General features: G+C 72.7%; 21 protein-coding genes. 10 read left to right on the plus strand and 11 right to left on the minus strand.

The genetic code is table 11. From position 1 onward, the window contains the following. Positions 1-210: 210 nt before the first annotated feature. Genes ACFCXS_RS32355 through ACFCXS_RS32365 form a run of 3 tightly spaced genes read right to left on the minus strand, consistent with a single transcriptional unit; the run spans position 211 to position 1,947 of the window. The gene (locus ACFCXS_RS32355) at positions 211-975 is read right to left on the minus strand and encodes a metallophosphoesterase (protein WP_376646914.1); all 765 of its coding nucleotides are present in this window, start codon (positions 973-975) and stop codon (positions 211-213) included. Next, a complete protein-coding gene (locus ACFCXS_RS32360; RefSeq protein ID WP_097214668.1) occupies positions 972-1,259 on the minus strand; it encodes a BON domain-containing protein in 288 nt (95 codons plus the stop codon). The genes ACFCXS_RS32355 and ACFCXS_RS32360 overlap by 4 nt, the downstream gene beginning before the upstream one ends. Before the next feature lie 10 nt (positions 1,260-1,269). Further along, positions 1,270-1,947, minus strand: a complete 678-nt coding sequence (locus ACFCXS_RS32365; RefSeq protein WP_376646915.1) for a hypothetical protein — start codon at positions 1,945-1,947, stop codon at positions 1,270-1,272. Between the two features lie 257 nt (positions 1,948-2,204). Between ACFCXS_RS32365 and ACFCXS_RS32370 the strand changes: the two genes are divergently transcribed. Both ACFCXS_RS32370 and ACFCXS_RS32375 read left to right on the plus strand, forming a co-directional pair. Continuing rightward, the gene (locus ACFCXS_RS32370) at positions 2,205-2,759 is read left to right on the plus strand and encodes a hypothetical protein (protein ID WP_376646916.1); all 555 of its coding nucleotides are present in this window, start codon (positions 2,205-2,207) and stop codon (positions 2,757-2,759) included. Positions 2,760-2,775: 16 nt separating this feature from the next. Next, complete coding sequence (locus tag ACFCXS_RS32375) at positions 2,776-7,107, plus strand: HAD-IC family P-type ATPase (protein WP_376646917.1); 4,332 nt, start codon at positions 2,776-2,778, stop codon at positions 7,105-7,107. A 59-nt stretch (positions 7,108-7,166) separates the two neighbouring features. Here ACFCXS_RS32375 and ACFCXS_RS32380 read toward each other — a convergent pair whose 3' ends face one another. Further along, positions 7,167-7,616, minus strand: a complete 450-nt coding sequence (locus tag ACFCXS_RS32380) for an SRPBCC family protein (protein WP_104781657.1) — start codon at positions 7,614-7,616, stop codon at positions 7,167-7,169. Positions 7,617-7,795: 179 nt separating this feature from the next. Between ACFCXS_RS32380 and ACFCXS_RS32385 the strand changes: the two genes are divergently transcribed. Beyond that, entirely contained in the window at positions 7,796-8,227 is a 432-nt protein-coding gene (locus ACFCXS_RS32385) for a DUF3618 domain-containing protein (protein WP_376646918.1), read from the plus strand. A 131-nt stretch (positions 8,228-8,358) separates the two neighbouring features. Continuing rightward, positions 8,359-8,811: a flavodoxin family protein gene (locus tag ACFCXS_RS32390; protein WP_376646919.1), complete on the plus strand. Its 453-nt coding sequence runs from the start codon at positions 8,359-8,361 to the stop codon at positions 8,809-8,811. 13 nt (positions 8,812-8,824) lie between these two features. Here ACFCXS_RS32390 and ACFCXS_RS32395 read toward each other — a convergent pair whose 3' ends face one another. Continuing rightward, positions 8,825-9,787, minus strand: coding sequence for a YihY/virulence factor BrkB family protein (locus tag ACFCXS_RS32395; RefSeq protein ID WP_376646920.1), 963 nt, complete (start codon positions 9,785-9,787; stop codon positions 8,825-8,827). A gap of 567 nt (positions 9,788-10,354) precedes the next feature. Between ACFCXS_RS32395 and ACFCXS_RS32400 the strand changes: the two genes are divergently transcribed. The 3 genes from ACFCXS_RS32400 to ACFCXS_RS32410 all read left to right on the plus strand — a co-directional run bounded on the left by ACFCXS_RS32400 (position 10,355) and on the right by ACFCXS_RS32410 (position 14,291). After that, positions 10,355-11,035: a lytic polysaccharide monooxygenase gene (locus ACFCXS_RS32400; RefSeq protein ID WP_376646921.1), complete on the plus strand. Its 681-nt coding sequence runs from the start codon at positions 10,355-10,357 to the stop codon at positions 11,033-11,035. Between the two features lie 252 nt (positions 11,036-11,287). Then, positions 11,288-13,348, plus strand: coding sequence for a DUF1996 domain-containing protein (locus ACFCXS_RS32405; RefSeq protein WP_376646922.1), 2,061 nt, complete (start codon positions 11,288-11,290; stop codon positions 13,346-13,348). Between the two features lie 175 nt (positions 13,349-13,523). Beyond that, positions 13,524-14,291: a sulfite exporter TauE/SafE family protein gene (locus ACFCXS_RS32410; RefSeq protein ID WP_376646923.1), complete on the plus strand. Its 768-nt coding sequence runs from the start codon at positions 13,524-13,526 to the stop codon at positions 14,289-14,291. Between the two features lie 12 nt (positions 14,292-14,303). On the opposite strand, the gene ACFCXS_RS32415 is transcribed toward ACFCXS_RS32410, so the two are convergent. The 3 genes from ACFCXS_RS32415 to ACFCXS_RS32425 form a co-directional block, all read right to left on the minus strand. Then, positions 14,304-16,550, minus strand: a complete 2,247-nt coding sequence (locus ACFCXS_RS32415) for an MMPL family transporter (protein WP_376646924.1) — start codon at positions 16,548-16,550, stop codon at positions 14,304-14,306. A gap of 58 nt (positions 16,551-16,608) precedes the next feature. Continuing rightward, a complete protein-coding gene (locus ACFCXS_RS32420) occupies positions 16,609-17,571 on the minus strand; it encodes a DMT family transporter (protein ID WP_376646925.1) in 963 nt (320 codons plus the stop codon). 83 nt (positions 17,572-17,654) lie between these two features. Then, positions 17,655-18,476 carry a chitosanase gene (locus ACFCXS_RS32425; RefSeq protein WP_376646926.1) on the minus strand — a complete coding sequence of 274 codons (822 nt, stop codon included), beginning with the start codon at positions 18,474-18,476 and terminating at the stop codon, positions 17,655-17,657. Between the two features lie 295 nt (positions 18,477-18,771). Between ACFCXS_RS32425 and ACFCXS_RS32430 the strand changes: the two genes are divergently transcribed. Further along, on the plus strand, positions 18,772-18,954 hold the full coding sequence (locus tag ACFCXS_RS32430; RefSeq protein WP_376646927.1) for a hypothetical protein: 183 nt from the start codon (positions 18,772-18,774) through the stop codon (positions 18,952-18,954). A gap of 119 nt (positions 18,955-19,073) precedes the next feature. After that, a complete protein-coding gene (locus tag ACFCXS_RS32435; RefSeq protein ID WP_376646928.1) occupies positions 19,074-19,241 on the plus strand; it encodes a hypothetical protein in 168 nt (55 codons plus the stop codon). Between the two features lie 220 nt (positions 19,242-19,461). Here ACFCXS_RS32435 and ACFCXS_RS32440 read toward each other — a convergent pair whose 3' ends face one another. Further along, positions 19,462-20,187: an ankyrin repeat domain-containing protein gene (locus ACFCXS_RS32440; RefSeq protein ID WP_376646929.1), complete on the minus strand. Its 726-nt coding sequence runs from the start codon at positions 20,185-20,187 to the stop codon at positions 19,462-19,464. Between the two features lie 268 nt (positions 20,188-20,455). Here ACFCXS_RS32440 and ACFCXS_RS32445 point away from each other — a divergent pair, with 268 nt between their 5' ends. Continuing rightward, positions 20,456-22,588, plus strand: coding sequence for a SpoIIE family protein phosphatase (locus ACFCXS_RS32445; RefSeq protein WP_376646930.1), 2,133 nt, complete (start codon positions 20,456-20,458; stop codon positions 22,586-22,588). 4 nt (positions 22,589-22,592) lie between these two features. Here the strand turns inward: ACFCXS_RS32445 and ACFCXS_RS32450 are convergent, their stop codons facing one another. Together ACFCXS_RS32450 and ACFCXS_RS32455 are read right to left on the minus strand one after the other, a co-directional pair. Further along, entirely contained in the window at positions 22,593-23,285 is a 693-nt protein-coding gene (locus ACFCXS_RS32450) for a GAF and ANTAR domain-containing protein (protein WP_376646931.1), read from the minus strand. Positions 23,286-23,409: 124 nt separating this feature from the next. After that, a complete protein-coding gene (locus tag ACFCXS_RS32455; RefSeq protein ID WP_376646932.1) occupies positions 23,410-25,977 on the minus strand; it encodes a SpoIIE family protein phosphatase in 2,568 nt (855 codons plus the stop codon). Positions 25,978-26,039: the final 62 nt, after the last annotated feature.

The raw sequence follows: 26,039 nt of genomic DNA on the forward strand, positions 1-26,039 counted from the left end.
GGCCCCCCCCCCGGGGGCCCCCCCCCCCCCTCCCCCCCGGGGGGGGACGCCGGCTGACGGACTTCGGGTGTCACGAAAGGTTCGCGACTCGGTTCACCTTCGACGCGGTCGCCGCGCTCGCCGGATCACTTCCCCCTGAGGCCGGCACCGGCCGGTGAGTCGTTCCCGGCCGGAGCCGGCCGCTGCGCCGGTCCTTCGCCGGCCGGGTGCTCAGCGGGCCTGCCGGGCGGCGGCGCCGGCCCCGGCAGGCTCGCGCGCCGGCAGGTGGTAGACGTGGAAGGCCCGCCCGATGACCGGCTGGGCGACGTTGCGCACCCGCACACCGCCGCTCGTCATGCCGTGTTCGGTACCGGCGTGGGCGTGCCCGTGCACCGCGAGGTCGGCTCCGGCGGTGTCGATCGCCTCGGCCAGCAGATAGCTTCCGAGGAACGGGTAGATCTCCAGCGGCTCGCCCGCGAGCGTGTCCGCCACGGGGGAGTAGTGGGTCAGGGCGATCCGCGCGCCACAGCCCTCCCGGGCCAGCCGCTCCAGGGCCTCTCGCAGTCCGTCGGCAGACCGGCGCGAGTGCCGGACGAACTCCTTCATCACCGGCTCACCGAACTCCCCGGCGCACCGGCCGACGAAGCCGCCCCCGAATCCCTTGGTCCCGGCGACGCCGATCCGCGCACCGCCGCTCTCCACGACCGTGCTCTGTCCTTCCAGCACCTGCGCACCGGCGTCCCGGAGGATGGCCGTGACCTCGTCCGGACGATCGTCGTGGTGGTCGTGGTTGCCGAGGACGGCGACGACCGGGACGGCCAGGTCCCGGACCTCCCGGGCCACCACCCGCATCTCCTCGGGTGTGCCGTGCCGGGTGAGGTCCCCGGCCAGCAGCAGGAGGTCGGCGCACTCGGGCAGGGTCTCGAAGGCGGGGCGGAGCACGCCCTGGCTGTCGGGCCCCATGTGGATGTCTCCGACGGCTGCGACGCGGATCATGAGAGCTCCTCCGCGTGGTCGGGGGAGGACGCCTCGGTGACCACGAGGTCGCTGTGCACGGGGAATCCGGCGAGCTCCTCGTGGACGGTGCGCACGATCTCGTCGCGGCAGGGCGCGGAGGGCACGGTGCCGGTGAGCAGGACCGTCCGGCCGCGAGCCTCGACCCGTACGCCCAGTTCACCGAGTTCGCCGGAGGCGAGGCGGTCCTGGAGGTGCGCGATGCGGTAGTCCAGGTTCTCGGCGGGCGGCCCGCCGCCCGCGTCCTGGGAACCGTGGGTGCTCATGGGTGCTCCTTCAGATGACGTTCAGACGCTCCAGGAGGAAGAAGAAGGCCGCGGGCATGGGTTCGTCCCCGCACTCGCGCCGGACCTTCTCCCAGTCGACCTTCTCCCGCAGGGCGCGTGCGATGGGCAGGGCCGCCCCGAAGTCGCAGTGGTGTTCCGAGAACGCGGCGGTCAGACTCCACAGCAGATCGGTCGGGGCCAGCACCGGCATGCGCACCGAGTCGACCGGCAGCTCCTGCGCCCGCTCCAGCATGTCCGCGCCGACCGGCCGGTGTGCCAGCTCGAAGATGATGTCGACCGGCTGGCCGAAGCACGTGGCCTTGATCAGCCAGTCCTCCGGCGGGGTGTACACCGTCAGCCCGGCCCCGTGGAGCGTGGCCGCCACCCCTTCCGCGTCCTCGGGGCGGATCGCGAAGTCGACGTCGTGCTGCAGGTTCTTCTCGCCCCCGTGGGCGTACGCGGCCACACTCCCGGCCAGCGCGAACAGGTGCCCCTCGCGCTTCAGCAGGGCGCCGACCTGCTTGGCCGCCTCCAGGAGCGCCTGGTTGCGGTCCTGGGGGAGTTCCTGCAGCGGCTGGTCCGCCTGCGGATCCTGTGGTGGCGCGGGCTCGGCACCGTCCGGTGCCGTCCGGAGGTCGGGGATCCCCGGTCGCCGGACGAGCGTCGCGTCATCACCGTTCTGCGTCATGACCACTCCTTCGCCGAACCGGACTCTCCGCTGCCGTGCGGTGTCCGGACCCGAGACGGCCTGTGTGCCTGCATTGAGTACCCGGCGCTCCCGACCCGACACGGACGGCTTCCGCACTCCTTCACCCGGCCGACCGCCCGGGAGGGCCCTGGCACCCGGCCGAACAAGAAAAGCGCATAATCTGTCAAAGACGGAATATGGGGCGAAAGGTAGAGGAACCGGATCGCGCCGCCGACAACGCGCCTGTGGAGGTCGACATGAACCAGGAGACGTCACGTTCGTCGGATCTTCCGCAGCCGTTGCGGGCCGTGGCCTCGGGCCTCCGGCACCTGCCGGGCGCGGAGCAGGTGGGCAGGGCGGCCACGGGCGCGCTGGACAGGATCGGCGCCGTCTCGCCGCGCGGCCGCCGGATGGCCGTCTACGCCGGCGCCGGGGTGCTCGGCGTGGCCGGAGTGGTGGAGTGGCCGGTGGCGGTGACCGGCGCCGCCGTCGCCTGGCTGACCCGGCCACGGCCCGGGCAACGGCCCGACGGCGCGTCACCGAACGGCGGAACACAGACCCGCGGCGGCGGCGACCGCCGCTCCGCCCGGACCGGCGAGGACGACGAGGGCACCTCCGCGTACGGCCCCGGAGGCAGGCTCGCCTCCTCCCACTACCGGCACGACCAGCCGGAACAGCACGTCCACGAACAGCCCGCCAAGGTCGGCGACACCGCCACCGCCTCCGCCCTGAAGCAGGTCGCCGAGGCCACCGCGCACCACGACGACGAACAGCCGCACGGGCACGCACACCACAGCCGCCCCACCGGCTGAGTCGGGACAGCAGCAGATGCTCACACGCTTCGCCGTCACCCCGCTCGTCGGGGCCGTGGCCGGCGCGGCCGCAGGCGCCGCCCGCAGCACCGCCCGGTCGGCGACGACCCTCTACGACACCACCCGCCGCGTCCGCAACGTCGCGCGCAACGCCCTGACCGGCGGACAGCACTGGAAGGCGGGGCAGCGCCTCCACCTCGCGCTGCGGCACCCCGGCGGCGACCCCGGCGCGCTCGCCCACAAAGTCGCCGAGGAACTCGCCGAGCACCCGGATGTCCTCACGGCGTACTGGGACGGGGGACTGGGCCGCCTGGTGGTCACCGTGGCCGAGGACGCCGCCACCGACCGCGTCACCGAGCGGGCCACCGCGCTCGCCACCCGCCTGGGACTCGAAGAGGGCGCCGACCCCAACGCCCGGGACACCAGCCACCCCGGCGACCCCGCCGAGGTACGCGTCACCGCGGCGGCGATCCTGCTCGACGCCGCCGGAGCGGCCGGTGCCCTGGCCGGCCGGTCCCTGCGCCTGCCTCCCACCTCGCGCGTCATCACCGCCACCGTCACCCTGCTGCGTGAGAACCCCCGCTTCCGGGCCCTGCTCCGGCAGCGGTTCGGCACGTCCGGCATGGAACTCGTCCTCGCCGCCGCCAACGCCGCCGCCCACGGCATCGGCCAGACCCCGCTGGCCCTCGTGCTCGACGGCATCCTGCGCGGCAACCAGCTCACGGAGTCGGTGGCCAGGGCCGCGGCCTTCGAGGCACTGCACGACGACGTCTGCCACCACCGGCGCATCAGCGTGTCCTGCCCCGCCGAGACCCGGCCGCCGCTCAAGGTGACCCCCGCCGCCGAGTACGCCTCCCACGCCGCCACGGGCAGCCTGGCCGGCGCCGCCGCCACCCTCCTCATCACCCACAGCGCCGGGGACGCCGCCGAAGCCGTCCTCGCCGGATCCCCCAAGGCGGCCCGCTACGGACCGGCCGCCTTCGGCGCGACCCTCGGCACCTTTCTCGCCCACGCCGGAATCCTGCTGCGCAACGGAGAGCGGCTGCGGCAACTGGAGATCGCCGACGCCCTCGTCCTGCACGCAGACGCCCTGCGCAGCCTGCGGCAGGACGGCACCGGCGACGGCCTGCCCGACGACCCGGTCCACCCCTTCGCCGAGGCCGTCCTGGACGCCGCCCGCCGGGCCGGACTGCACGTCGTGATCGCGGGCGGCTCCGACCTGAAGGACATCACCCGGCTCGCCGACGAGGTCGCCCCGAGCGCCAAGCCGTTCGGGGACGTCGTTCAGGGTCTGCAGGCCGAGGGGCGCGTGGTCGTGACCGTCGCCCGCCTGCACGAGTCCGGCGAAGGGCACCTCGTGGCCGGCCTGCCCGCCGGTGACGTGGCCATCGCCCTCACCGACGGACGGGCGGCCGTCTCCTGGGGCGTCGACGTACTGGCCCCGCGAGGCCTCGCCGATGTCTGGCGGCTGCTCACGGCGATCCCCGCGGCCCGGCGCGTCGGACGCCGGTCGCAGACCCTGGCCCGGGCCGGCGCGGCCCTGTCCGGGCTCCTGGTCGCCCGCGGCGGGCAGCCCCCGGGCCGTCACCTCCTGTGGCCCCTCACCCGGCACGCCCCCGTCAACATCGCCGCCGCGGGTGCCCTGACCACCGGCTGGCTCGAAGCCGTCCGCGTCGCCCGGGCCACCCCGCCCCCGCCCCGGCTGCACATCCCCTGGCACGCCCTGGAACCCCACGAGGCCAGGGACCGGCTGGGACGCGCCGACCGCGACGCCGAGCCCAGCGGACTGGCCCTCGTCGCCGACCGCTCACGGCAGCAGGCCGCACGTCTGGCCCGGCACCCGGCACTCACTCCCGCCCGCTGGTCGTGGCAGGCGGCCGGTGCCGTACGCCGCGAACTCGACGATCCGCTGACCCCCGTCCTCGCCACGGGCGCCGTCGCCTCGGCGCTGCTCGGCTCGGTCGTCGACGCCCTGCTCGTCGTCGGCGCCATGGACCTCAACGCCGTGACCGGCGGGCTCCAGCGGCTGCGCGCCGAACAGGCCCTGGCCCGGCTCGCAGCCCGGCAGCAGCCCAAGGCCCGCAAGCAGGACAGCCGCAAACGCACGGTCACCGTCGACGCCGCCCGGCTGCGGCCCGGCGACGAGATCAGCCTCGACGCCGGCGACGTCGTACCCGCCGACGCCCGGCTGCTGAACGTCGACGGCCTGGAGGTCGACGAGTCGGCGCTCACCGGCGAGTCCCTGCCGGTGAGCAAGACGGTCGAGGCCACGCCCGGGCTCCCCGTGGCCCAGCGCACCTGCATGGTCTTCGAGGGCACCACCGTGGTGGCCGGACGCGCCACCGCCCTCGTGGTGGACACCGGCGACCGGACCGAGGCCGGCCGGGCCGTCACCCTCGCCGCCCGCACCCCGCCGCCCGCCGGCGTCCAGGCCCGGCTCCAGGAACTCACCCGCAAGGCCCTGCCGGTCACCTTCACCGGCGGCGCCGCCGTCACCGGCCTGTCCCTGCTGCGCGGCAGCCCCGTCCGGCGCGCCGTCAGCGGCGGTGTCGCGGTCGCCGTCGCCGCCGTCCCCGAGGGCCTGCCGCTCGTCGCCACCGTCGCGCAGATGGCGGCGGCCCGCCGGCTCTCCCGTCGCGGCGTCCTGGTCCGCACCCCGCGCACCCTGGAGGCGCTCGGCCGGGTCGACACCGTCTGCTTCGACAAGACCGGCACCCTCACCGAGAACAAGCTGCGCCTGGTCCGCGTCGCCACCGCCGACGGCACGGTCCTCGCCACGGACGACGAGCGGGCCGACCCGATCGTGCGGCTGGCCGCGCGTGCCTGCCCGCAGGAGGAGACGGGGCAGGGCCGCCGCGTCGCGCACGCCACCGACGAGGCCGTCCTCGATGTGGCCCCGCCCGACCAGGGCTGGGCCCCCACCGGCGAGCTGCCCTTCGAGACCCGCCGCGGCTACGCCGCCGCCGTCGGTCGCGACGGCGACCCCGACATGGGCGAACTCCTCGTCGTCAAGGGCGCCCCCGAGACGATCCTGCCCGCCTGCCGGGACCTGCCCGGCCATGCGTCGGACACCGCCCACGAACTCGCCGGGCAGGGACTGCGCGTCCTCGCCGTCGCCCGTCGTGCCTGCCGGGCCGACGACGCCGAGACCGAACTCGACGCGCCGCTCGCGGACCTGGAGTTCAGCGGCTTCGTCGCCCTCGCCGACGTGCCGCGCGACACCTCGCACGCCCTGCTCGCGGAACTGCGCCGCTCCGGCATCCTGCCCGTCATGCTCACCGGCGACCACCCGGAGACCGCCCGCGCCATCGCCCTGCAACTGGGGTGGCCGGAGGAGACGGAGGCGGTGACGGGCGACGAACTCGTCGCCATGGAACGCCGCGAACGCGTCCGGGTCCTGCGCGGTGCCGGAGTCGTCGCCCGGGTCGCCCCCGAGCAGAAGCTCCACGTCGTGGAGGCCCTGCAACAGGCCGGGCGGGTCGTGGCGATGGCCGGTGACGGCGCCAACGACGCGGCCGCCATCCGGGCCGCCGACGTCGGCGTGGGCGTGGAGTCCCGCGGCTCGGCGGCCGCCCGCAACGCCGCCGACCTCGTGCTCACCAGCGGCGACCTGTCCGTCCTCGTGGACGCGGTCGCCGAGGGCCGCGCCCTGTGGCGCAGCGTCGCCGACGCGGTGAGCATCCTCATCGGCGGCAACGCCGGCGAGGTCGGCTTCAGCGTGCTCGGCACTCTGCTCGCCGGTGCCTCGCCCCTGTCGACCCGTCAGCTGCTGCTCGTCAACCTGCTCACCGACATGTTCCCGGCCATGGCCGTGGCCGTCACGCCGAGCAGCGACCCCTCGACCGCGGAGCACGCCGCGACCGGCCCGATGGGCCTCGACGTCCTCGGCGCGCCCCTGCTGCGCTCCATCCGCCGCCGCGGCATCACCACCTGCTTCGGCGCCGTGGCGGCGTATCTCATCGGCCGCCTCACCCCCGGCACGGAACGCCGGTCCACCACCATGGCCCTGTGCGGTGTGGTCGGTGCCCAGCTCGTGCAGACCCTCTCCGGGCGCCGTCACAGCACGCTGGTGTGGGTCACGGCCCTCGGCTCCGCCGCCGTCCTCGCCGGCCTCGTCCAGACCCCCGGCGTCAGCCACTTCTTCGGCTGTACCCCGCTCGGGCCCGTGGCCTGGGCCGGTGTCGCCCTGGCCATCGCCCTGTCGGCCCTGGCCCCCCGCATCGAACGGCTCCGGGCCGTCCACGCCCTCTACGACGCCGCGGCGCACCTCGCCCTGCGCCTCGACGACCTGAGCCGCCAGGCCCGGCACCTCTTCCGCAGCGGGATCGCCGCCCCGGTGGCGTCGTAGGGCGGAACACGAAAGGAGGCCGCCACCACGAACTGTGGTGGCGGCCTCCTCACATACGGTCAGACCGCGCCGCGCCAGGCGCCGGTCTCCGTCCCGCGGGCCTCCATGAACTGCTTGAACCTCTTCAGGTCACCGGAGACCTGCCGCTTCACGAAGCCCAGCTTGTCGCCGACGTTCTCGGCCACACCGCTCGGGTCGAAGTCCATCTGCAGCATGACCTTGGTCGTGTCGTCCTGGATGCGGTGGAACGTCACCACACCGGCCTGCCGCGCCTCGCCGCCCACGGTGGTCCAGGCGACGCGCTCGTCCGGAACCTGCTCCGTGATCTCCGCGTCGAACTCCCGCGCCTGTCCGCCGACCTTCGTCACCCAGTGCGTGAGGGTGTCGGTGCGCTGCTCGATGCGCTCGACGCCGTCCATGAACTCGGGGAAGGACTCGAACTGCGTCCACTGGTTGTACGCGGTGTGCACCGGCACGCGGACCTCGATGGATTCCTCTACCTGCGACAAGGCGAAACCTCCCTCTCTCGTGTGTGAGCGACGGACGGGTACCAGATCTCGCGCCGCTCACTCCTCGTCATCACAACTCGTCCGACCAGGTGTTCTTTCCGTCCTCGCTGGTACCCGGCCAAGCAGACCATCGACAGCGTGAAGGCCGACGTGGCCGAGATCGAGGAGAGTGCACATCGATGACCCAGCCCCCGCACGACGAGCCGACCGCCGGGAGCCAGGAGGAGCTCCGCGAGCAGGTCGAGCACACCCGCCACGAACTGGGCGACATCGTCCAGGCGCCGGCGGACCGGGCCGACGTCAGGACACGCGCCCGGGAGAAGGCCGTCGCGGTCAGGGAACAGGCCGGGGCGAAGGCCCAGGAGTGGAGCGGTCAGGCCAGGGCCAAGGCCGCGCACGTCGCCCACACCGTGGAGGAGAAGCTGCCCGAGCCCGTCAAGCAGAAGGGCGTCGCCGCCGCCGAGGGCGCCAAGGAGAAGGCCGCACAGGCCGAGCAGGTCTGGCAGGACAAGGCACCGCGGTCGGTACGCGACCACCGGGCCGCCCTGCTCGCGGGCGCGGGTGCCGTCCTGGTGGCCTGCCTGCTGATCCGCCGTCGCGGCGACCACTGAGTCGTCTGCCTGCGGACACGCCGTCGCGGCAACTGCTGAGCGACAGCGTCACGCAAGCCGGGCCCCGACACCGCACGAGGTGTCGGGGCCCGGCTTGCGTGACGGGTGCCCGGACGGCAAGGTCAGGTGCCGTGGCCACCTTGTTGATCGTCCATCACACGCCCTCGCCGAACTGCCAGGCGATGTTCGAGGCCGTCGTCTCCGGGGCGACGGATCCCGAGATCGAGAACGTCCGCGTCGTCCGCGTGCCCGCGCTGTCCGCCAACGCCTCCGACGTCCTCGCCGCCGACTGCATCCTCCTCGGCACTCCCGCGAACCTCGGCTACATGTCCGGAGCGCTCAAGCACTTCTTCGACCAGGTCTACTACCCGTGCCTGGACGCCACCCGCGGCCGACCCTTCGGTTACTGGGTGCACGGCGGCAACGACGTCACCGGAGCGGTGCGCGGCATCGAGTCGGTCACGACGGGACTCGGCTGGCGCCGCACCGCCGAGGCCGTGACCGTGACCGGCGAGCCGGACAAGGGCGACCTCGAGCGGTGCTGGGAACTGGGCGCGACGGTGGCCGCCGGACTCATGGGCTGAACCGCGGGGGCCGTCAGGCCTCTTCCACCCGGCGCCGGTCCTGCTCGTCCCACGCCTGGGTGTCCCGCGGCTGGGTGTACGGCTCGTCCTCGGGCGGATGCCCACCGGCGATGGCCCGCTGGCGCACGGTTTCCGCGTCGAACTCCAGGCCCAGCAGGATCGCCAGGTTGGTGATCCACAGCCAGACGAGGAAGACGATGACACCGGCCATGGTGCCGTAGGTCTTGTTGTACGAGGCGAAGTTGGCCACGTAGACCGCGAAGCCGGCGGAGGCGACCATCCAGATCAGCAGGGCCAGGCAGCTGCCCGGAGTGATCCAGCGGAACCCCTTCACCTTGGCGTTCGGCGCCGCCCAGTACAGGATCGCGATCATGCTCACGACGAGCAGGACCAGGACGGGCCACTTCGCGATCGACCACGCCGTCAACGCGGTGTCCCCGATGCCCAGGGCGTCTCCGGCCTGCTTGGCCAGCCCGCCAGAGAACACCACGATCAGCGCGCTGATGACGGCCATCACCAGCAGCACGACCGTGACGCCCACCCTCATCGGCAGCAGCTTCCACACCGGCCGGCCCTCGGGCATGTCGTAGACGGCGTTGGCGGAGCGGATGAAGGCCCCCACATAGCCGGACGCCGACCACAGCGCCAGCACCAGACCGACGATCGCCATGAGCGAGCCGACGCCGGCGTTGCCCTGCAACTGGTCCACGGCCCGGGTGATGATGTCGCCCGCGGAGCCGGGGACGAGCTCGCGGACGTTCTCCGTCACCTTGTCGGTGGTCGAGCGGCCGGTGAGGCCCAGCATCGACACCAGCACCAGCAGTGCGGGGAAAAGAGCCAGCACGCCGTAGTAGGTCAGGGCGGCGGCGCGGTCGGTGAGCTCGTCGTCCTTGAACTCCCGCACACTGCCCTTGAACACCGCGACCCAGGACTTCCGCGGCAACTCGGTCGGCGAGTCCGGCGCAGCGCGCTCCACCGAGGGATCCGGCCCCGGCTCGCCGAAAGCGGCTGCGGCGGCTTCCCGACGCTCCTCGACGGAGCCGTCCCGGCGGTCCGCTTCAGCCGTCTCAGCAGTCTCCCGCCGCTCCGCCCGGGCAGCCTCCTCCCCACGGTCGCCCTCGACCGTCTCCCGGCGGTCAGCCCCGGCAGCCTCCGCGCGGCCGGCCCCGAAAGTCTCCCGCCGATCTGCCTCGGACCCCGCGGGCGGGCTCTCCCGGGGCGGGGCCTCGGACTCGGCGTGTTCTTTTCGTCCCGGAATATGCAGCTTCACCATGTGAGACGGGTAACCCCGGGCCGGACCCTTAAGCCGCCCCGGCACGGCCGACCCGGGTGCCGAATCGGGAGAGCGCCACCGGAGCGGGCGCGGCGCACCGCGAAAAAGCCCGACCGGGCTCCGGCCGATCGCTACGGAAGTGGCGCAAACACACATTGCCGACGCATGACCATCGGGCGCACCCTGTGCAGGGTGGGAGCGCTCCCACTTCGAAACATGATCGAAAGTGCGACTGAACGCACGACACCCCCACACCCGGAAGAGGAGATCATGAATTGTCATGGTCATGACTTACCGGCGGCCCGGTTCGGGTCCCGCCTGACGCTCACCCTGAGCGTGCTGGTCGCCGCGCTGCTCAGCCTCATCCCGTGGAGCGGCACAGCCGTCGCCCACGGCTCGGTCGTCGACCCCGCCTCCCGCAACTACGGCTGCTGGCTGCGCTGGGGCAACGACCACCTGAACCCCGCGATGGCCCAGCAGGACCCCATGTGCTGGCAGGCGTGGCGGGCCGACGCCAACGCCATGTGGAACTGGAACGGCCTGTACCGCAATGGCTCCGGCGGGAACTTCCCGGCCGTCGTCCCCGACGGCCAGCTGTGCAGCGGCGGGCGGACCGAGGGTGGCCGGTACAACTCCCTCGACACGGTCGGGGCCTGGAAGACGACGGACATCACCGGCAACTTCACGGTGAAGCTCCACGACCAGGCCAGCCACGGCGCCGACTACTTCCAGGTGTACGTGACGCGGCAGGGATTCAACCCCACCACCCAGCCGCTGACCTGGAACGACCTCCAGCTCGTCAAGCGCACCGGCAGGTACGCGCCCAGCCAGAACTACGAGATTCCCGTGAGCACTTCGGGCCGCAGCGGCCGGCACATCGTGTACACGATCTGGCAGGCCTCGCACATGGACCAGACCTACTTCCTGTGCAGTGACGTGAACTTCCGCTGACCTGCGCCGCCCCGCCGGACGGCGCGTCCGGCGGGGCCCCGGCGGGTCCGGGCTTCATGAGAATTCTCCGAAAGTTTTCGAGGTGGGTGAACGCAGCGGTGCTCCCGCACGTATGGGGCGAGGGGATTTTCATGCCCGGCACGCCACAAGCGCAGGAGAGCACCCTTGGGACGCAACACGCGAAGACGCCCTACCGGCCCACGACGCGCGACCTTCGCCGCATTCGCACTGATCCTCGGCGGAGGCGGCCTGATGGCCGCGAACGTCTACGCCTCGGCCACGGACGGTGGCTCGGGCGGTGACTCCGCCCGGACGCGGTCAGGCACGGGGGTCCGGACCGCGGGCGCCACGATCGACTGCCCGGACGTCGGCAGCAAGCTGACCACCGTCCCCGAAGAGGCGCGAGGGGAGGTCGACAAGGAACTCGCCCTCCTCGACGAGCAGACAGCCAAGGCCTACCAGCGGCTGAGCGAATCGGCCCAACAGGTGCAGCAGGACCCCGGCTTCGCCGACAGCGCGGTCGTGAACCCGCTGAAGGAGAAGCGGGCCGCGACCCTCGAGCGCATCGCCATCGCCATCGACCGCGTGGGAGACCGCCCCGAGGGGCTGGAAGCCCTCGCCGCCTGTACCCTCCAGGACGGCAATCAGGCTCCCGAGCAGGGCGGCGGCAAGGACGCCGGCGCAACCGGGCAGCCCGGCCAGGAGCAGGGTCAGGCAGGCCAGGGGCAGCAGAACGGCCAGGGCCAGGGCGCCAACGGCGGGCAGGCCGGAAACGGCCCCGTCGCCGCCGACTTCGCGGACATCAAGAGCGTCCAGCCCAATGTGAACAACCCCCGCGAGGAGGGCGGCGCGTCCCGCGGCTCCTTCGCCACCAGCTGCGGCGTGAACGAGAACGGGCTGTTCAACTCCGACAACATCATCGCCGCGCCGGGCGTCACCAACGGCGCCCACCACTTCCACGACTACGTCGGCAACCAGTCCAACAACGCCTTCGCCAGCGACCAGGACCTGGCGAAGGCCGGGACCAGCTGCGACGACCAGGGCGACAAGTCGTCCTACTACTGGCCCGTCGTGCGTCTGCAGAACGGCGCCCAGGAGCAGGACGCCGTCAAGCCCGGCGGCGGCATCGAGGGCAACGCCGGCGAGATCGTCACGCCGAAGCAGGTCACGCTGACGTTGGTCGGCAACCCGCGCGAGAAGGTCACGGCCATGCCGCGGCTGCTGCGTATCATCACCGGCGACGCCAAGTCGTTCGTCAACGGCCCGGCCAACGCCAACGCCTCGTGGAGCTGCACCGGCTTCGAGGACCGGCAGCTGAAGGACAAGTACCCGCTGTGCCCGCAGGGCAGCGACGTCGTACGGACCTTCAAGTTCCAGAGCTGCTGGGACGGCCGCAACATCGACAGCGCCAACCACCGCACCCACATGGCGTTCGCGGACGCCGCCGGGAACTGCCCGTCCGGCTTCCGCCCCGTCCCGCAACTCGTCCAGCGCGTCGTCTACGACATCGACGCGCCGAGCCTGCAGGACGGCGGCCGTACGACACCGCTGTTCGCGGTCGACTCCTTCCCGGAGCAGCTGCACAAGCCGGTCACGGACCACGGCGACTTCATCAACATCTTCGACGAGGATCTGATGGGGGAGATGGTCGACTGCATCAACGACGGCCGTAAGTGCGGTGCCGGAGCGGGCGGTGGACAGGAGCCGGCACCGAGCGAGGAGCCCCAGGAGGAGCCGACGAAGACGGAGGCCCCGCAGGAGGAGCCGACCAAGACCCCCCAGGCTCCTCAGGAGCAGCCGACCAAGACACAGGCGCCGCAGGAGGAGCCGGCCAAGAGCCCCCAGAGTTCTCAGGAGCAGCCGACCAAGACGCCCGACGCCCCGCAGAACGGCAACGGCGGCGGCAAGCCCGGCGACCAGGGCGGCGACGGTGACGACGGCAAGGGTGGGGCGGCGAGGCCCCCGGCGGACAAGCCGGACCCCTCGCCGGAGCCCGGCGACGCGTCCACGGCTCCCGGTGGCGCCCGGCCGGAGGTGAAGGCGACGGCCTCCGCCGACGACGGCAACGCCGCCGAGCAGGGCGGCGGTTCCAAGAACGGCGACGATGAGGACGGCCTCGGTGACTCCCAGGCCGTCGGCCGGGCGACCAGTGCCGCCCCGGCCCCGTCGGCCCCGTCCCGCACCGAGCCCCAGGCGGTCGGCGAGGGCGGCCTGGCCGACACCGGCGCCCAGCTCTGGCCGGCCGCGGCGGGTGCCGCACTGGTCATCGCGGGCTTCGTCGTCCTCCGCCGGGTGAGGCGCGGCCACATGTGAGGCGGCTGAACACGCCCCGGCGTGAGGCGGTGACGGCGGCGGGATCCACCGGATCCCGCCGCCGTTGTGCGTCGGCCGGGACGGGTCACCGGCACCCTTCGACCGTCGCCGAAGCACCGACCCTCTAGCGTGGCCCCATGAACCTCACCGGGAACCGCACGAGTGGTGGAGCGGCGTGACGCCGTGGGAGATGGCGGCCGTGCTCGCCGCCGGCACGGGCGCCGGGGCCGTCAACGCCGTCGTCGGCTCGGGAACGCTGATCACCTTCCCGGTCCTGCTGGCCGCCGGACTGCCCCCGGTCACCGCCACGGTGTCCAACGGGCTGGGCCTGGTCCCCGGTTCCGTCACCGCGGTCGTCGGTTACCGCGAGGAACTGCGCGGCCAGGGCAGGCGTGTCCTGCTGCTCGGCATCGGAGCCGTGCTGGGCGGTCTCACGGGTGCCGTGCTGCTGCTGACCCTGCCCGCGTCGGCGTTCGAACGGATCGTGCCGGTCCTGGTGGGCCTCGCCCTCGTCCTCGTCGCGTGCCAGCCCTGGATCGCGAAACGGGTACGCCGCCGTCGCGAGACGGGGAGCAGCCCCGTACGCCGCGACGGCGGCCCCCTGCTGTTCACCGGGCTGACGCTGGCCAGCGTCTACGGCGGCTACTTCTCCGCCGCGCAGGGCATCATCTACGTCTCCCTGATGGGGATGCTCCTCGACGAGACGCTCCAGCGGCTCAACGCCGTGAAGAACGTGCTGGCCGCCGTCGTCAACACCGTCGCCGCCGTGCTGTTCCTGTTCTTCGCCCACTTCGACTGGACGGCCGTCCTGCTCATCGCCGCCGGATCGGCGCTCGGCGGCCTCATCGGCGCCAGAACGGGACGCCGCTTCAGCCCCGCCGTGCTGCGCACGCTGATCGTGTCGGTCGGCACGGTCGCTCTCGTCCACCTGGTGCTCCACTGACCTCAGGCCGCGTCACGAAGCCGGGCGCGCCTCGGCCTTCGACCCCTCGGCGTCGATGTGCGGCAGCACGCGGTCCAGCCACCGCGGCATCCACCAGGCATGCCGGCCGAGCAGCGTCATCACGGCCGGCACCATGAGCAGCCGTACGACGGTCGCGTCGATGAGCACGCTGACGGCCAGCCCCAGCCCGAGCATCTTGACCACGATGTTGTCGCTGAGGAGGAACGCCGCGAACACGCTCACCATGATCAGCGCGGCGCAGGTGATGACGCGGGCCGTGATCTCCAGGGCGTGCGCGACCGATCCCTTGGCGTCCCCGGTGCGGAGCCAGGCCTCGTGGACACGCGACAGCAGGAAGATCTCGTAGTCCATGCTGAGGCCGAAGACGATGGCGAACATCATCATCGGCACATAGCTCTCGATGGGCACCTCGCCGTGGACCCCGAGAGCGGGACCGCCCCAGCCCCACTGGAAGACCGCGACGACCACGCCGTACGACGCGGCGATCGACAGCACGTTCAGGACGGCCGCCTTGACGGCGACGAGCAGCCCCCGGAACACGGCCAGGATGATCAGGAACGCCAGACCCACCACGACGGCGATGATCACCGGCAGCTGGGAGGCGACGATGTCACGGAAGTCGACCTGGGTCGCCGTCGTACCGGTGACGTACCCTTTGGCGTCCGTGCCCTGGACGACGTCCGGCAGTGTGTCGTCGACGAGACGGTTGGTCAGGTCCGTGGTCGTGGCGTTCTGCGGGGACACGGTCGAGTAGACCGTGCCGAGCAGGATGTCGCCGTCCTGCGTGGGTGCCAGGGGAGTGACGACGGCGGCGCCCTGGACCTTGTCGAGCGACTGCTGGGCCTTCGAGGCCAGGGCGGAGCGCTGCGACTGGGGCACGTTCGTCTGGTCGATGACGACCGTGAGCGGGCCGTTGGAGCCGGGCCCGAAGGCGTCGGACATCAGGTCGAACGCCCGTCGGTCGGTGAAGGACGTCGGGTCGGCGCCGTCACCGATGTGCCCGAGCTGGATGGAGAACAACGGGATCGCGAGGACCACGACCACGGCGACACCCGCCGACAGGAACGACAGCGGTCTGCGCTCCACCCGCTGGGCGTACCGGTGCCAGGTGCCCTGTGGCGTGTCACCCGCACCGGCTTCGGTCTCGGCGATGGGCGTGCGCACATGGAAGCGGTCGATGTGCCGGCCGATGAAGCCGAGCAGCGCAGGCACCAGGGTGAGCGCGCCGACGACGGCCGAGACGACGGTGACGGCGGCGGCGACACCGAGCAGGGAGATGAAGGAGACCCCGGACGCGGACAGGCCCGCCAGCGCGATGATCACCGTGCAGCCCGAGACGAGAACGGCGTGGCCGCTGGTGCTCGCGGCCTGACCCGCCGCCCGAACCGGATCCACGCCGTCGATGAGGTTCTGCCGGTGCCGGGTGAGCATGAACAGGGCGTAGTCGATGCCGACACCGAGACCGATCATCGTGGCCAGGGTCGGTGAGACCGTCGCGAAGGTGAAGGCCGCCGCCAGCAGCCCGAGGATCGCGAGACCCCCGACGACACTGATCAGCGCGCTCAGCAGCGGGATGACAGCGGCGATCACGCTTCCGAAGCCGACCAGCAGCACGATGACCGCCACGCCGAAACCGATCAGCTCGCTCACCCGGTCGTCGGCGGACGGCCGGGCGAGCTCACCGAGCGGCCCGCCGTACTCGACCTCCGCCCCGGCCGACCGCAACGGCTGCACCGCGCTGTCGACCCCGTTGAGGTAGTCGTCGCCGAGCGTCGAGGGCTGCACGTTGAAACGGACGGTGATGTAGGCCGTCTCCTTGTCGCCCGACAACGGGCCCACGTTCTTCTGACCGCTCGGCGTGGCCGGGGCGGTCAGCGGGTTCTGGGCGGACAGCACGTGCGGGAGCTTCTCCAGATCGGCGACCGTGGTGGACATCTGGGAGCTCAGCGCTGTCAGGGGCTGGTCGTCGCGCATCACGATCTGGCTGCTGTAGCCGCCGGCCTGGGGATCGTGCGCCTTCAGCACGTCCAGGCCCTTCTGGGCCTGCGCCTGGGGCAGGCTGAAGTTGTCGGAGTACTCCCCTCCGAATTCACGGCTGACGACCTGCAGCGCCACCAGTGCCACCAGCCAGGCGATGATGACCACGACGAAGTGGCGTGCGCACCACTCGCCCAGCCGCCGCAGCACACCCCCGCGCGCGGCCTTCTGGTCCCCTTCACCGGTGCGGCTCTGCGGCATGGACGTCGTCTCCTGTGTCGGCCGGGAGGTCAATGCCGTCCATTAGATGCACGGGGGATCACTCCGGCCTTTCCGGCACGCGGACACCTTGGGACTCCGGGCGCCCGTTCCCCCGAAAGGCCCGCTCCCGTGAACGGCGCTCGCCTCCCGCGCGCCCGAGCACCCCCGACCCGAGTGCCACCCCGGCCCCCACCAGTGCGCTGCCGGCCGCCTGCGGGAGTCCGTAGGAGCCCGTGCCGACGAGCGGTGCGGTGCAGGCCGCCGCGACCGGGATGAGGCCGGAGAACAGGGTGGCGCGTTCCGCGCCGATCCGCTGCATGCCCATGTACCAGCACACGAAGCCGACGACGGTGACCACCGCCGCCTGCCACAGCAGCGCGGCCGTCTCGACGCCGTCGGGACGCCGCAGCCACCCGCCCCCGTCGACCAGTGGCCCGATCGCCGCCGACTCCAGTGCGGCGACGGCGCACACGACGGCGGACAGCAGCCTGGGCCCGAGCGGCCGCAGCACGGGGACCGCGAGTACGGCGAACCCGACCTCCCCGGCCAGGGCGCAGACCGAGAAGGCGATGCCCGCGCTGTCCGTGCGCCCCCAGCCCTGGACCGTGAAGGCGCCGACGGCCACGAGCAACGCCCCGTACAGCACCGTCCGTTGAGGTCCTCGCCCGTCCAGGAGGGGGACGAGCACGGCGACGACCACCGGCGCACAGCCCACGAACACGCCGGGCACGGCCGGTTCCGCCGTGCGCTCGGCCGCGAGGACGGCCAGGTTGAAACCGACCATGCCGACCGCGGCGAGGAGGGCGAGACGGCCCCACTGGCGGGGTGTCAGGGCTCGCAGCCGGTCGGCGGCACCTGTCCCGGCCGCCGGGAGCAGTAACAGACAGGCCAGGCCGTAGCGCAGGAACTGACCGCCCGCGTACGGGTAGTCGCCCAGGACGCTGTTGGCGGTGAATGACCCTCCGACGAGGACGCAGGCGAGCGCGGCGAGCAGGGCTCCGCGGGTGGTGGTGGCGTTCATGGGAGCGACGCTAGGTAGCCGGGCGGCCCGGGAAGGAGTCCACTTCCGTGCCCGCTTGGTGGACCACTTCCCGGGCCGGGGCGTCAGCCGATGTGGTACCTGTCGCCGTACACCTTCCAGTCCAGCGGCGTGCTGAGGTCGAGGTTGCGCCGGTTCAGGAAGACGCGCTGGGCCGTGTCGACCCGGCTCGTGTCGCTGTGCGCCTCCTCCTGCTTCATGGCCCACACCCGCGCGTCCAGGAACGCGTGGAGGTACGTCACCTCGTCACCGCCCTGCGCCGGTGGTTTCGCCGTCCGCAGGGCACGCCTGCGGATGTTGCGGGAACTCGTGGGGTCGCCGCCGTCGCCGTGCATGACGATGGCGTCGTAGTAGGCGAACTGGCCCAGCACCCGCAACCCGTCCGCCTTCCCCTGCCGGACCGCCGGGTCGAAGTACACCCTGTCGCGCTCGTCGTCCTGAGCGCGCCGGAACTCGGCCTCCCGTGCCGCCCGGCGCCAGTCGCCGGGGAAGCCGGGGTCGAGTCCGTCGTGCGAGTCGGAGCCGTCGACTTCGCGCAGGGCGGGCAGGTACTTCTGGAGGACGTTGCCGGGCTTGCGGGCGGCGTAGAGCTCGACGAGGTCCAGCATGTCGCCGGTGCCGGAACAGAACCCGATGATGCCGGCGGTGTAGCCGCGGCCGTCGCCGATGTCCTCGATGTACTGGTACTGCGCCTTCCAGTCGAGCGAGGAGTTCTCCGCGCTCGACACGAGCTGCATGGCGATCTCCTTCTTCGCCGGGTCGTCGAGCCCCACCGCGGCCACGGAGGCCGTGGCGCGTGGCGGCTTCAGGAACGGGGTGGTCGCGAGGGCCGCGCCGAACAGCGCCAGGACGGTACGGCGGCCGGCAGGGGCAGAGGGGTGTCTCACGGTGCCTCCAAGCGGAGTGGGGGGTTGGAAGAGCAGGCCGTGCGGGTGCAGGACTGCACGGGTTGGAAGAGCGACCGTGCAGAACTGATAGGAAGGTTTCCTATCACCGTGAAGGCGCCAGGGAAACAAGCGGGTTGGAAGTTCGTAGGGTCGAACAAGCCGGAACCCGTGGACAATCGGCCCCCCTTCCGGGGCTGAGCCGGCGCCACGGGGAACCAACCGCCCCTCTCGCACGTCAACTCAGTGCCCGCCAAGGGCCGAACGGTCGGGCCGACCAGCCGAGAGGGGAATCGCCGTGGACGAGGCGACGTCGCAGCAGGGGAGCGAGGCGGAGAGCGCCGCCCGCCGGGCACGCTTCGGGGTACTGCCGGAGCCGGTGCGTGTGGAGGACATGGTCGAGGAGCGGGCGGCCGGCGTGCCCGACCCGGCGCGTACCGCGTACAACCAGGACGAATGGCTCGTGCGCTACTGCCTGTGAGGAGACGGCACGCAGCTGACGTCCGAAGACAGGAACCCGAGGCCGGGGCGCGGGAGGCTCCCGGTGGTGCCGGCCTCGTCGCCGTCGGCTTCGACGGCAACGCCGGGCATGTGTGACAGGTGGTCGAGGCACGCAAGGACGCCGGCGACAGCGGGGTCCACTACTGGTTCCTCGACCAGTCGGGCCTGGACTTCCTCGGATGTGGCCGGCGCACCTCGGCGCACGACGACCGGGTGATCGCCGACCGGATCGCCCCGTTCCTCAGCAGCCTGCCGACGGGACGGTGAGGGACATGACCACATGCGAACCGAGAGCGTCACGGCACGAGGCGAAGTACCGGAACCACCTCCCGAACACGACCCAGGTGCATTGATCACGAGCGTTGTTGACACCGGCGGGTCTTGAACATGGCGAAGACCTCCGATGTGGTGGAGCTGTCCAGGAACACACCGCACGGAGGTCTTCGTGTCCCACCGTAATGCCCGGCTGACCGTTCATGGCAGGCGGCTAGGTGCTCCTCGCGCCCAGGTCGCACAGCCACCGCACGACGTCGTCGGCGTCCTGGGCGCGGGCGATGTCGAGCGGGGTCATGCCGTCGTAGCCGCACCAGTGGGGGTCCGCGCCGTGCTGGTACAGGTACTGCGCGGTCGCCGCGTGCCCACCATGGCAGGCGCCCCAGAGCGCGCTGGTGATCTCGTCCGGTGACGGCGGCCCGTCGGCTTCGACGTACGCCCGGACCCGGTCGAGCAGTCCGAGCGTGGCCGCGTCCTGCAGGGTGATGCGGGCGCCGTGTTCGATCAGCCGGTGGGCGGCACGCCACTGGCCGAATCCCCGGGCGTCGGCGAGCGGAGTGCCGCCGCCGATCACCGCACCATGCGCTTCGATGTCGGCCCCCGCCGCGATGAGCGCGTCCAGCACGGGCACGTCGTCGTTGCTGGCCGCCCAGTGCAGCGGCGTCTCCTCGTGCGCTCCGCCGAAGCGGGCGCGGGGATCGGCCCCGGCGGCCACCAGGACCGCGACCACCTCGGGACCGCGAGGGAAGTGCCCGGGCCAGTCGGTCGCGATGTGCAGGAGACTGCGCGTGCCCGGGCCGTCCTCACCCTCTTCGGTGATGCGCACGGTGGCGAGGCCCGGATGCTCGGTGAGCAGGTGCCGGAGCCGGGGCAGATCTCCGGCCCGGATCGCTTCCGTGACGGCGACGGCCAGTGGGTCCCGTGATGTCAGCGTCCGCAAGCCGGCCTCCCCATGCCGTCCAGGGCTCCCGATTCTGCCACCGGACGTCCGCCGGCACAGCCGCCTGTGCGGAACCGCCGGCCGGGCCGCCCGGGCGCAACAACCGGCAGGGTCACCTCTGCGAAACCGCGGGTACGCGGTCGCCCGCCGGCCCACGGCCGTGCCCCGACCGGCCCTGCACATTCACTCGCAAACCGGGCACCCGTCCGGATGACATGCCCGCACGCTCCGCCAGGCGTAGCGTCCGGGGTAGGAGCGGGAGGACACCATGCCCGGGAGCAAGGAGCACCCCGGCGGCTCCGGATCGCCGGACGATGCCCTGGGGATCGCGCTGGCCGACACCGTGCGCGGCACCGGCGCCTCGATCGGCGGCCTCTACCTGATCGAGGAGGCGGAGCCGGTGCTGCGCCTGGTCGCCCTGTGCGGTCTGCCGGTGGCCTTCAGCGCCCCCTGGCAGCGGCTGCCCCTGACCGCACCGGTCCCGGTCACCGACGCGATCCACGACGACGCCCTGGTCAGCATCGCCGGCCAGGAGGAGATGGCCCGCCGGTACCCCCGGGCCGCCGCCGTCCTGCCCTACCCGTTCGCCCTCGTGGCCGCCCCGCTGACCGGCGTACGCCGCTCCTGGGGCGGTCTCGTGCTGATGTGGCCCGCCGGCCGGCCGCGCCGGGTCACCCCACGCGAGCACGGCCACATCATCTCCAGCGCCCGCCGCATGGCCCGCCTCCTGGACGACGCCACCCGGCCGCCGTCCCTGCCCGACCTGCCGCGCGTCGTCCCCGTCGACGCGACCCGCCACCCCGCGCAGACCGGTCTGGCCGCAGCCGACTACCTCGAACGCCTCCCCGAGGGCGCCCTGGCCCTCGACCTGGAGGGCCGCATCACCTTCGCGACCGCCACCGCGGCACGTCTGCTGGGGCGCGGCGCGGACCGTCTCCTGGGCACCCGTCCCTGGCACTCGCTGCCCTGGCTCGACGACCCCGTCATCGAGGACCACTACCGGACGGCGATCATCAGCCGCGCCCCGGTCTCCTTCACCGCGCTCCGCCCACCGGACCAGTCGCTGACCTTCCAGCTCTACCCCGACGCCAGCGGTATCAGCGTCCGCGTCCTGCCGAGCGCGGAGCACGCCGAGCACGCGCCGCCCACCGGTGCGCGGTCGCCCGTCGCGGCCCCGACGGGACGCCTCTACCAACTCGTGCACCTGGCCGCCGTGCTCACCGAGTCGGTGACCGTGCACGACCTCGTCGCGCTGATCGCCCACCAGATCCTGCCCGCCTTCGGCGCCCAGGGCCTGGTGCTGTCCGGTGTCGACGCGGGCCGGCTCAAGATCATCGGCCACCACGGCTATCCGCCCGACGTCATGGAGCGCCTCGACGCCCTGTCCCTGGACACCGACCTCACCCCCGCCGGCCAGGCCCTCGCCAGCGGCACCCCCGCCTTCTTCGCCGACCCCGGCGAACTGGCCGCCGGGTACCCCAAGGCGCCGCAGATCAGCGGCAAACAGGCCTGGGCGTTCCTGCCCCTGGTCATCTCCGGCCGGCCGGTCGGTTGCTGCATCCTGTCCTACACCCGGCCGCATGCCTTCACCGCCGACGAACGCGCCGTCCTCACCTCCCTGTCCGGCCTGATCGCCCAGGCCTTCGACCGCGCCCGGCTCTACGACACCAAACACCGGCTCGTGCACGAACTGCAGCGCGCACTGCTGCCCCGGGCCCTGCCGCGCCTGCCCGGTCTCGACGTCGCCGCCCGCTACCTGCCCGCCGGCCACGGCACGGAGGTCGGCGGGGACTTCTTCGACGTGCTGCGCCTGAGCGACACGAGCGCCGCCGCCGTGATCGGCGACGTCGAAGGCCACAGCGTCGCCGCCGCCGCCCTCATGGGCCAGGTCCGCACCGCCATCCACGCCCATGCCACCGCCGGCGCCGCACCCGGCCAGGTCCTCGCCCGCACCAACCGGCTCCTGGCCGACCTCGACTCCGAACTGCTCGTCTCCTGCCTCTTCGTCCACCTCGACCTGGGCCGCCACCAGGCGTCCCTCGCCAGCGCGGGACACGTGCCGCCGCTGCTGCGCCAGGCCCGGCACCCCGCCGCAGTCCTCGACATCGAGCCCGGCCCGCTGCTGGGCATCGACACCGGCACCGACTACCCGGTCACCACCGTGCCCCTGCTCCCCGGCACCACCCTCGCCCTGTACACCGACGGTCTGGTCGAACTCCCCGGCACCGACGCCACCCGCACCACCACCGACCTCGCCGCCCACCTGGACACCGCCGACGGCCACGACCTGGAACGGCTCATCGACCGGCTCGTCCGGCACACCACCCCCACCGGGCAGCACGCCGACGACATCGCGGTGCTCCTCCTGCGCGCCTCCCGGCTGGGCGACGGTCCGGCGTGAGACGTCAACCCGGGTCCGGGGAACCGGTCTTGACCCGCCGTGCCACGTCGCGCAGCTTCAGGTTGTGCTCCTGGGAGATGCGCCGCAGTACACCGAAGGCCTCGTCCTCGCTCATCTCATGGCGTTCCATCAGGATCCCCATGGCCTCACCGATGGCGTGCCGGGTCTCCAGCGCGTGCTCCAGCTGATCCACGGTGCGGGCCGTGGCCAGCGCCACCGCGGCATGGGAGGCGAGCAGCCAGCCCGCGGCCTCGATGTCCTCGCCGAAGGCCCCGGGGCGGCGCGAGTAGAGGTTCAGCGCACCGAAGTCCTCCTCGTGGGTGTAGAGCAGGACACCCGTCATGCTGCCGATCCCGAGGTCGCGGGCCGCCCGGCTGTACCGCGGCCAGGACGGCTGCGGCCGGGTCATGTCGGCGATCCGGAACAGCCGCTCCCCGTCCACGCGACGCGCGGCATCGAAGCACGGGCCCTCACCGAACTCGCCCTGCAACCGGTCCGACTCCGCGACCATGTCACCGCACACGGACAGGGTCACGGCCCGGCCCTTCGAGACCGTCAGGATGCCGGCGGCGTCACAGCCGCCGATCACCTCCACCGCCGACGACGAGATGGCGTCCAGCGTCGCCTGGACGGAATCCTGCGCGCTCAGATCCCGGGCGAGCCGGGCCATCTGCTCGGCATACCGCTGCCATTCCACCGCAATCACCGCCCTGCTCGCCGGTCCCGACCACCGTACTCCGAGCCGCTTCGCACAGCCGTGCGCCCGCCCGGTCGGGCGCCCGGTCGGGCGCCCGGGCGGCGGCCCGGGGGGCAAACAGTTATCACCGGTACGCCGTGAGCAGCAGAGCCACGTCGTCCGGCCGCTCCCGGGCCTGCCGGGCCGTGCCCACCAGCCGGTCGGCGAGGTGCTCCACCGAGTCCGCCGGGGTCTCGGACAGCCGGCGGCGGACCGCGTCGATGCCCGACTCGATGTCGCTGCCGGGCCGCTCGACCAACCCGTCGGTGTACAGGGCGAGCACGCTGCCGGGGGCCAGGGTGAGCGCGGTGACCGGGTACACCGAGTCGGGCTGCACGCCCAGCATGACACCGCCCGCGAGATCCAGTGTCTCGGCCCGCCCGTCGGGGTGGCGCAGCAGCGGCGGGGGATGGCCGGCCCGCACGGCGAGGGCCCGTCCGGTGGCCGGGTCGAGTTCGATGTAGCAGCACGTGGCGAAGACGTCCGACTCCAGCTCGCTCAGCAGCCGGTTGGTGTGCGTGATGACCTCCTGCGGGGGGCGCTCGCTCGCCGCGAAGGCGTGCACCGCGCTGCGCAGCTGCCCCATCACCGCGGCGGCGCCGACACTGTGGCCTTCGACGTCCCCGATGACCAGGGCCACGCCACGCCCGGTGGTGATCACGTCGTACCAGTCGCCGCCGATCGCCATGCCCTGCGTGCCGGGCAGATAGCGGCCGGTGGTGCGCAGGCCCTCCACGGCGGGCAGCCGGTGCGGCAGGAGTCCTTCCTGGAGGCCACGGGCGACGGCGGACTCCGAGTCGTACAACCGCGCCCGTTCCATCGCCTGGGCGGCCAGGCCGCTCAACGCGGTGAGGGCGGACCGCTCGTCCGGGGTGAACCGGTGCGGGGCGTCCCAGCCGAGGATGCAGGAACCGACGGAGCGGCCGGAGGCGATCAGCGGCAGGAACGACCAGGCCTGCATCCGGTCCAGGGTGATGCCCGGATAGGCGAGGGAGAGTTCGTCGGGCGACTCGAAGAACAGGGGGAGCCGCGTGGTCAGCGCGTGGACCCCGGGCAGCTGCGTGTCGAGGGTGACGCCCTCGAACGGAGTGAGGAAGCCCTCCGGGTAGCCCGACTCCCACAGCAGGTACATCCGGCCCTCACGGACGGTGTAGAGGGCCAGCTCCCGGGCGCCGAAGGCGGGCAGCAACTGCTCCGACACGGCCCGGCAGACGTCCAGCACGGTCACCGCCTCGGTGAGCACGCTCGCCATCTGCACCACGTGGTAGAGCGCTCCGGCCCGCGCGGCCGCCACCGGGCCGGGCGGCGGCGCGACGGCGTCGAGGCTTCCGGCGGCGTCGGCCCCGGCTGCCGGCCCCGGTTCGGCACCGGTGGGCGGCCCGGTCGGGAAGACCCGGCCGGTCAGCCCGTGCACGTCCGGGAACAGCACGAAACTCAGCCAGTTCCCGTCGGGCCGCCGGACGAGGAAGGACACCTGCTCCTGCGACAGCATCGCCGCCCGGTAGCGGTCCTCGTACGCGGGATCCCGGAGCCAGGTGACCACCTCCCACGGATAGCGGCCGAAGAGGTCCTCCCGGCCGGAGCCCAGCAGTTCCTCACAGCGACGGTTGGCATAGGTCAGGCGGCCGTCATGGTCCAGGGAGAACAGCCCGTCCGGCAGCCGCTCGGCCGCTTCGGCCGCGGTGAGTCCGCCGCCCGCGTCGACGAGGGCGCCCACCAGGATCCGCGCGGACCCGGTGCCGCCCCGCACGAGATGGCCCCACAGCTCGACCGGCCGGAAGCCGGTCTTGTCCTTGCCCCGTGACTCGTCGAGAACCCGGAAGTGCCGGGACCTGACCCGGCCGTCGGCCAGCGCGTCGTGCCGGCTCTCGCGCAGTTCGTGCAGGTCGTCGGGGCTGACCCGGGCCTCGACGTCCGCGATGGTGCCGCCGTAGGCCGACCGGTCCAGGCCGAGGAGCTCGAGGGCGTCGTCGTCCGCCGTGCAGCGGTCGCTGTCCAGGTCCCAGTCGATGAGCCCGACCCGGACCGGGTGGGCGGCCGAGGTGGGCAGCCGCACGCTGATCGGCTCGTCGTCGTACTCGACGTGGTGTGCGGCGGAGTCCGGGCCGGCCCGGCCCGCGACCAGGCGGTCGAGGCGCTCTTGCATGGTCCGCTGGGCGGGGCGCAGTGCGAGACCGACCGCTTCCCCGTCCATCGGGGCCCGGGCCGCCGACCGCAGCACGACCAGCACGCCGACCGCCTCGCCCCCGGTCCGGACGGGCTGGTAGGCGGAGCCGAAAGGGTAGGGGAGCCCGGCCGTGAAGTGCGGGAAGCGGACCATGGTGGCGTGCTCGTCCGGCAGCCACAGCGTCTCGTCGCGCCGATAGGCCTCCGCCATGGGCAGGGCACCGCCCACGGGCACCCGCCACCAGCTCCTGAGCAGTGAACGGGGCACGCCGGTGATCATCGCCAGCACCAGCGAGCGACGGTCCCGGGAACGCAGGTAGACCAGCCCGCCGTACCCGTCGAGGTCCCGTACGGCCTCGACCAGCGGACCCGTCAGGGCATCCTCGATCTGGCCCGTCGCCTCTCCCGGGACCCGGCTCTCAGCCCCGTCCCGGCTCGGGCCGGCGGCTGACCGCGGTCCGTCCGGTACGGCGGCTGCCTCATCCATGTCGCGTCCTCCCGGTACGGACGCACCGGACACCAATCGCTTCCCACCAGGATGTCCCATGG

The organism is Streptomyces sp. NPDC056373 (assembly GCF_042262425.1).
In the GTDB taxonomy this organism is placed as follows: domain Bacteria; phylum Actinomycetota; class Actinomycetes; order Streptomycetales; family Streptomycetaceae; genus Streptomyces.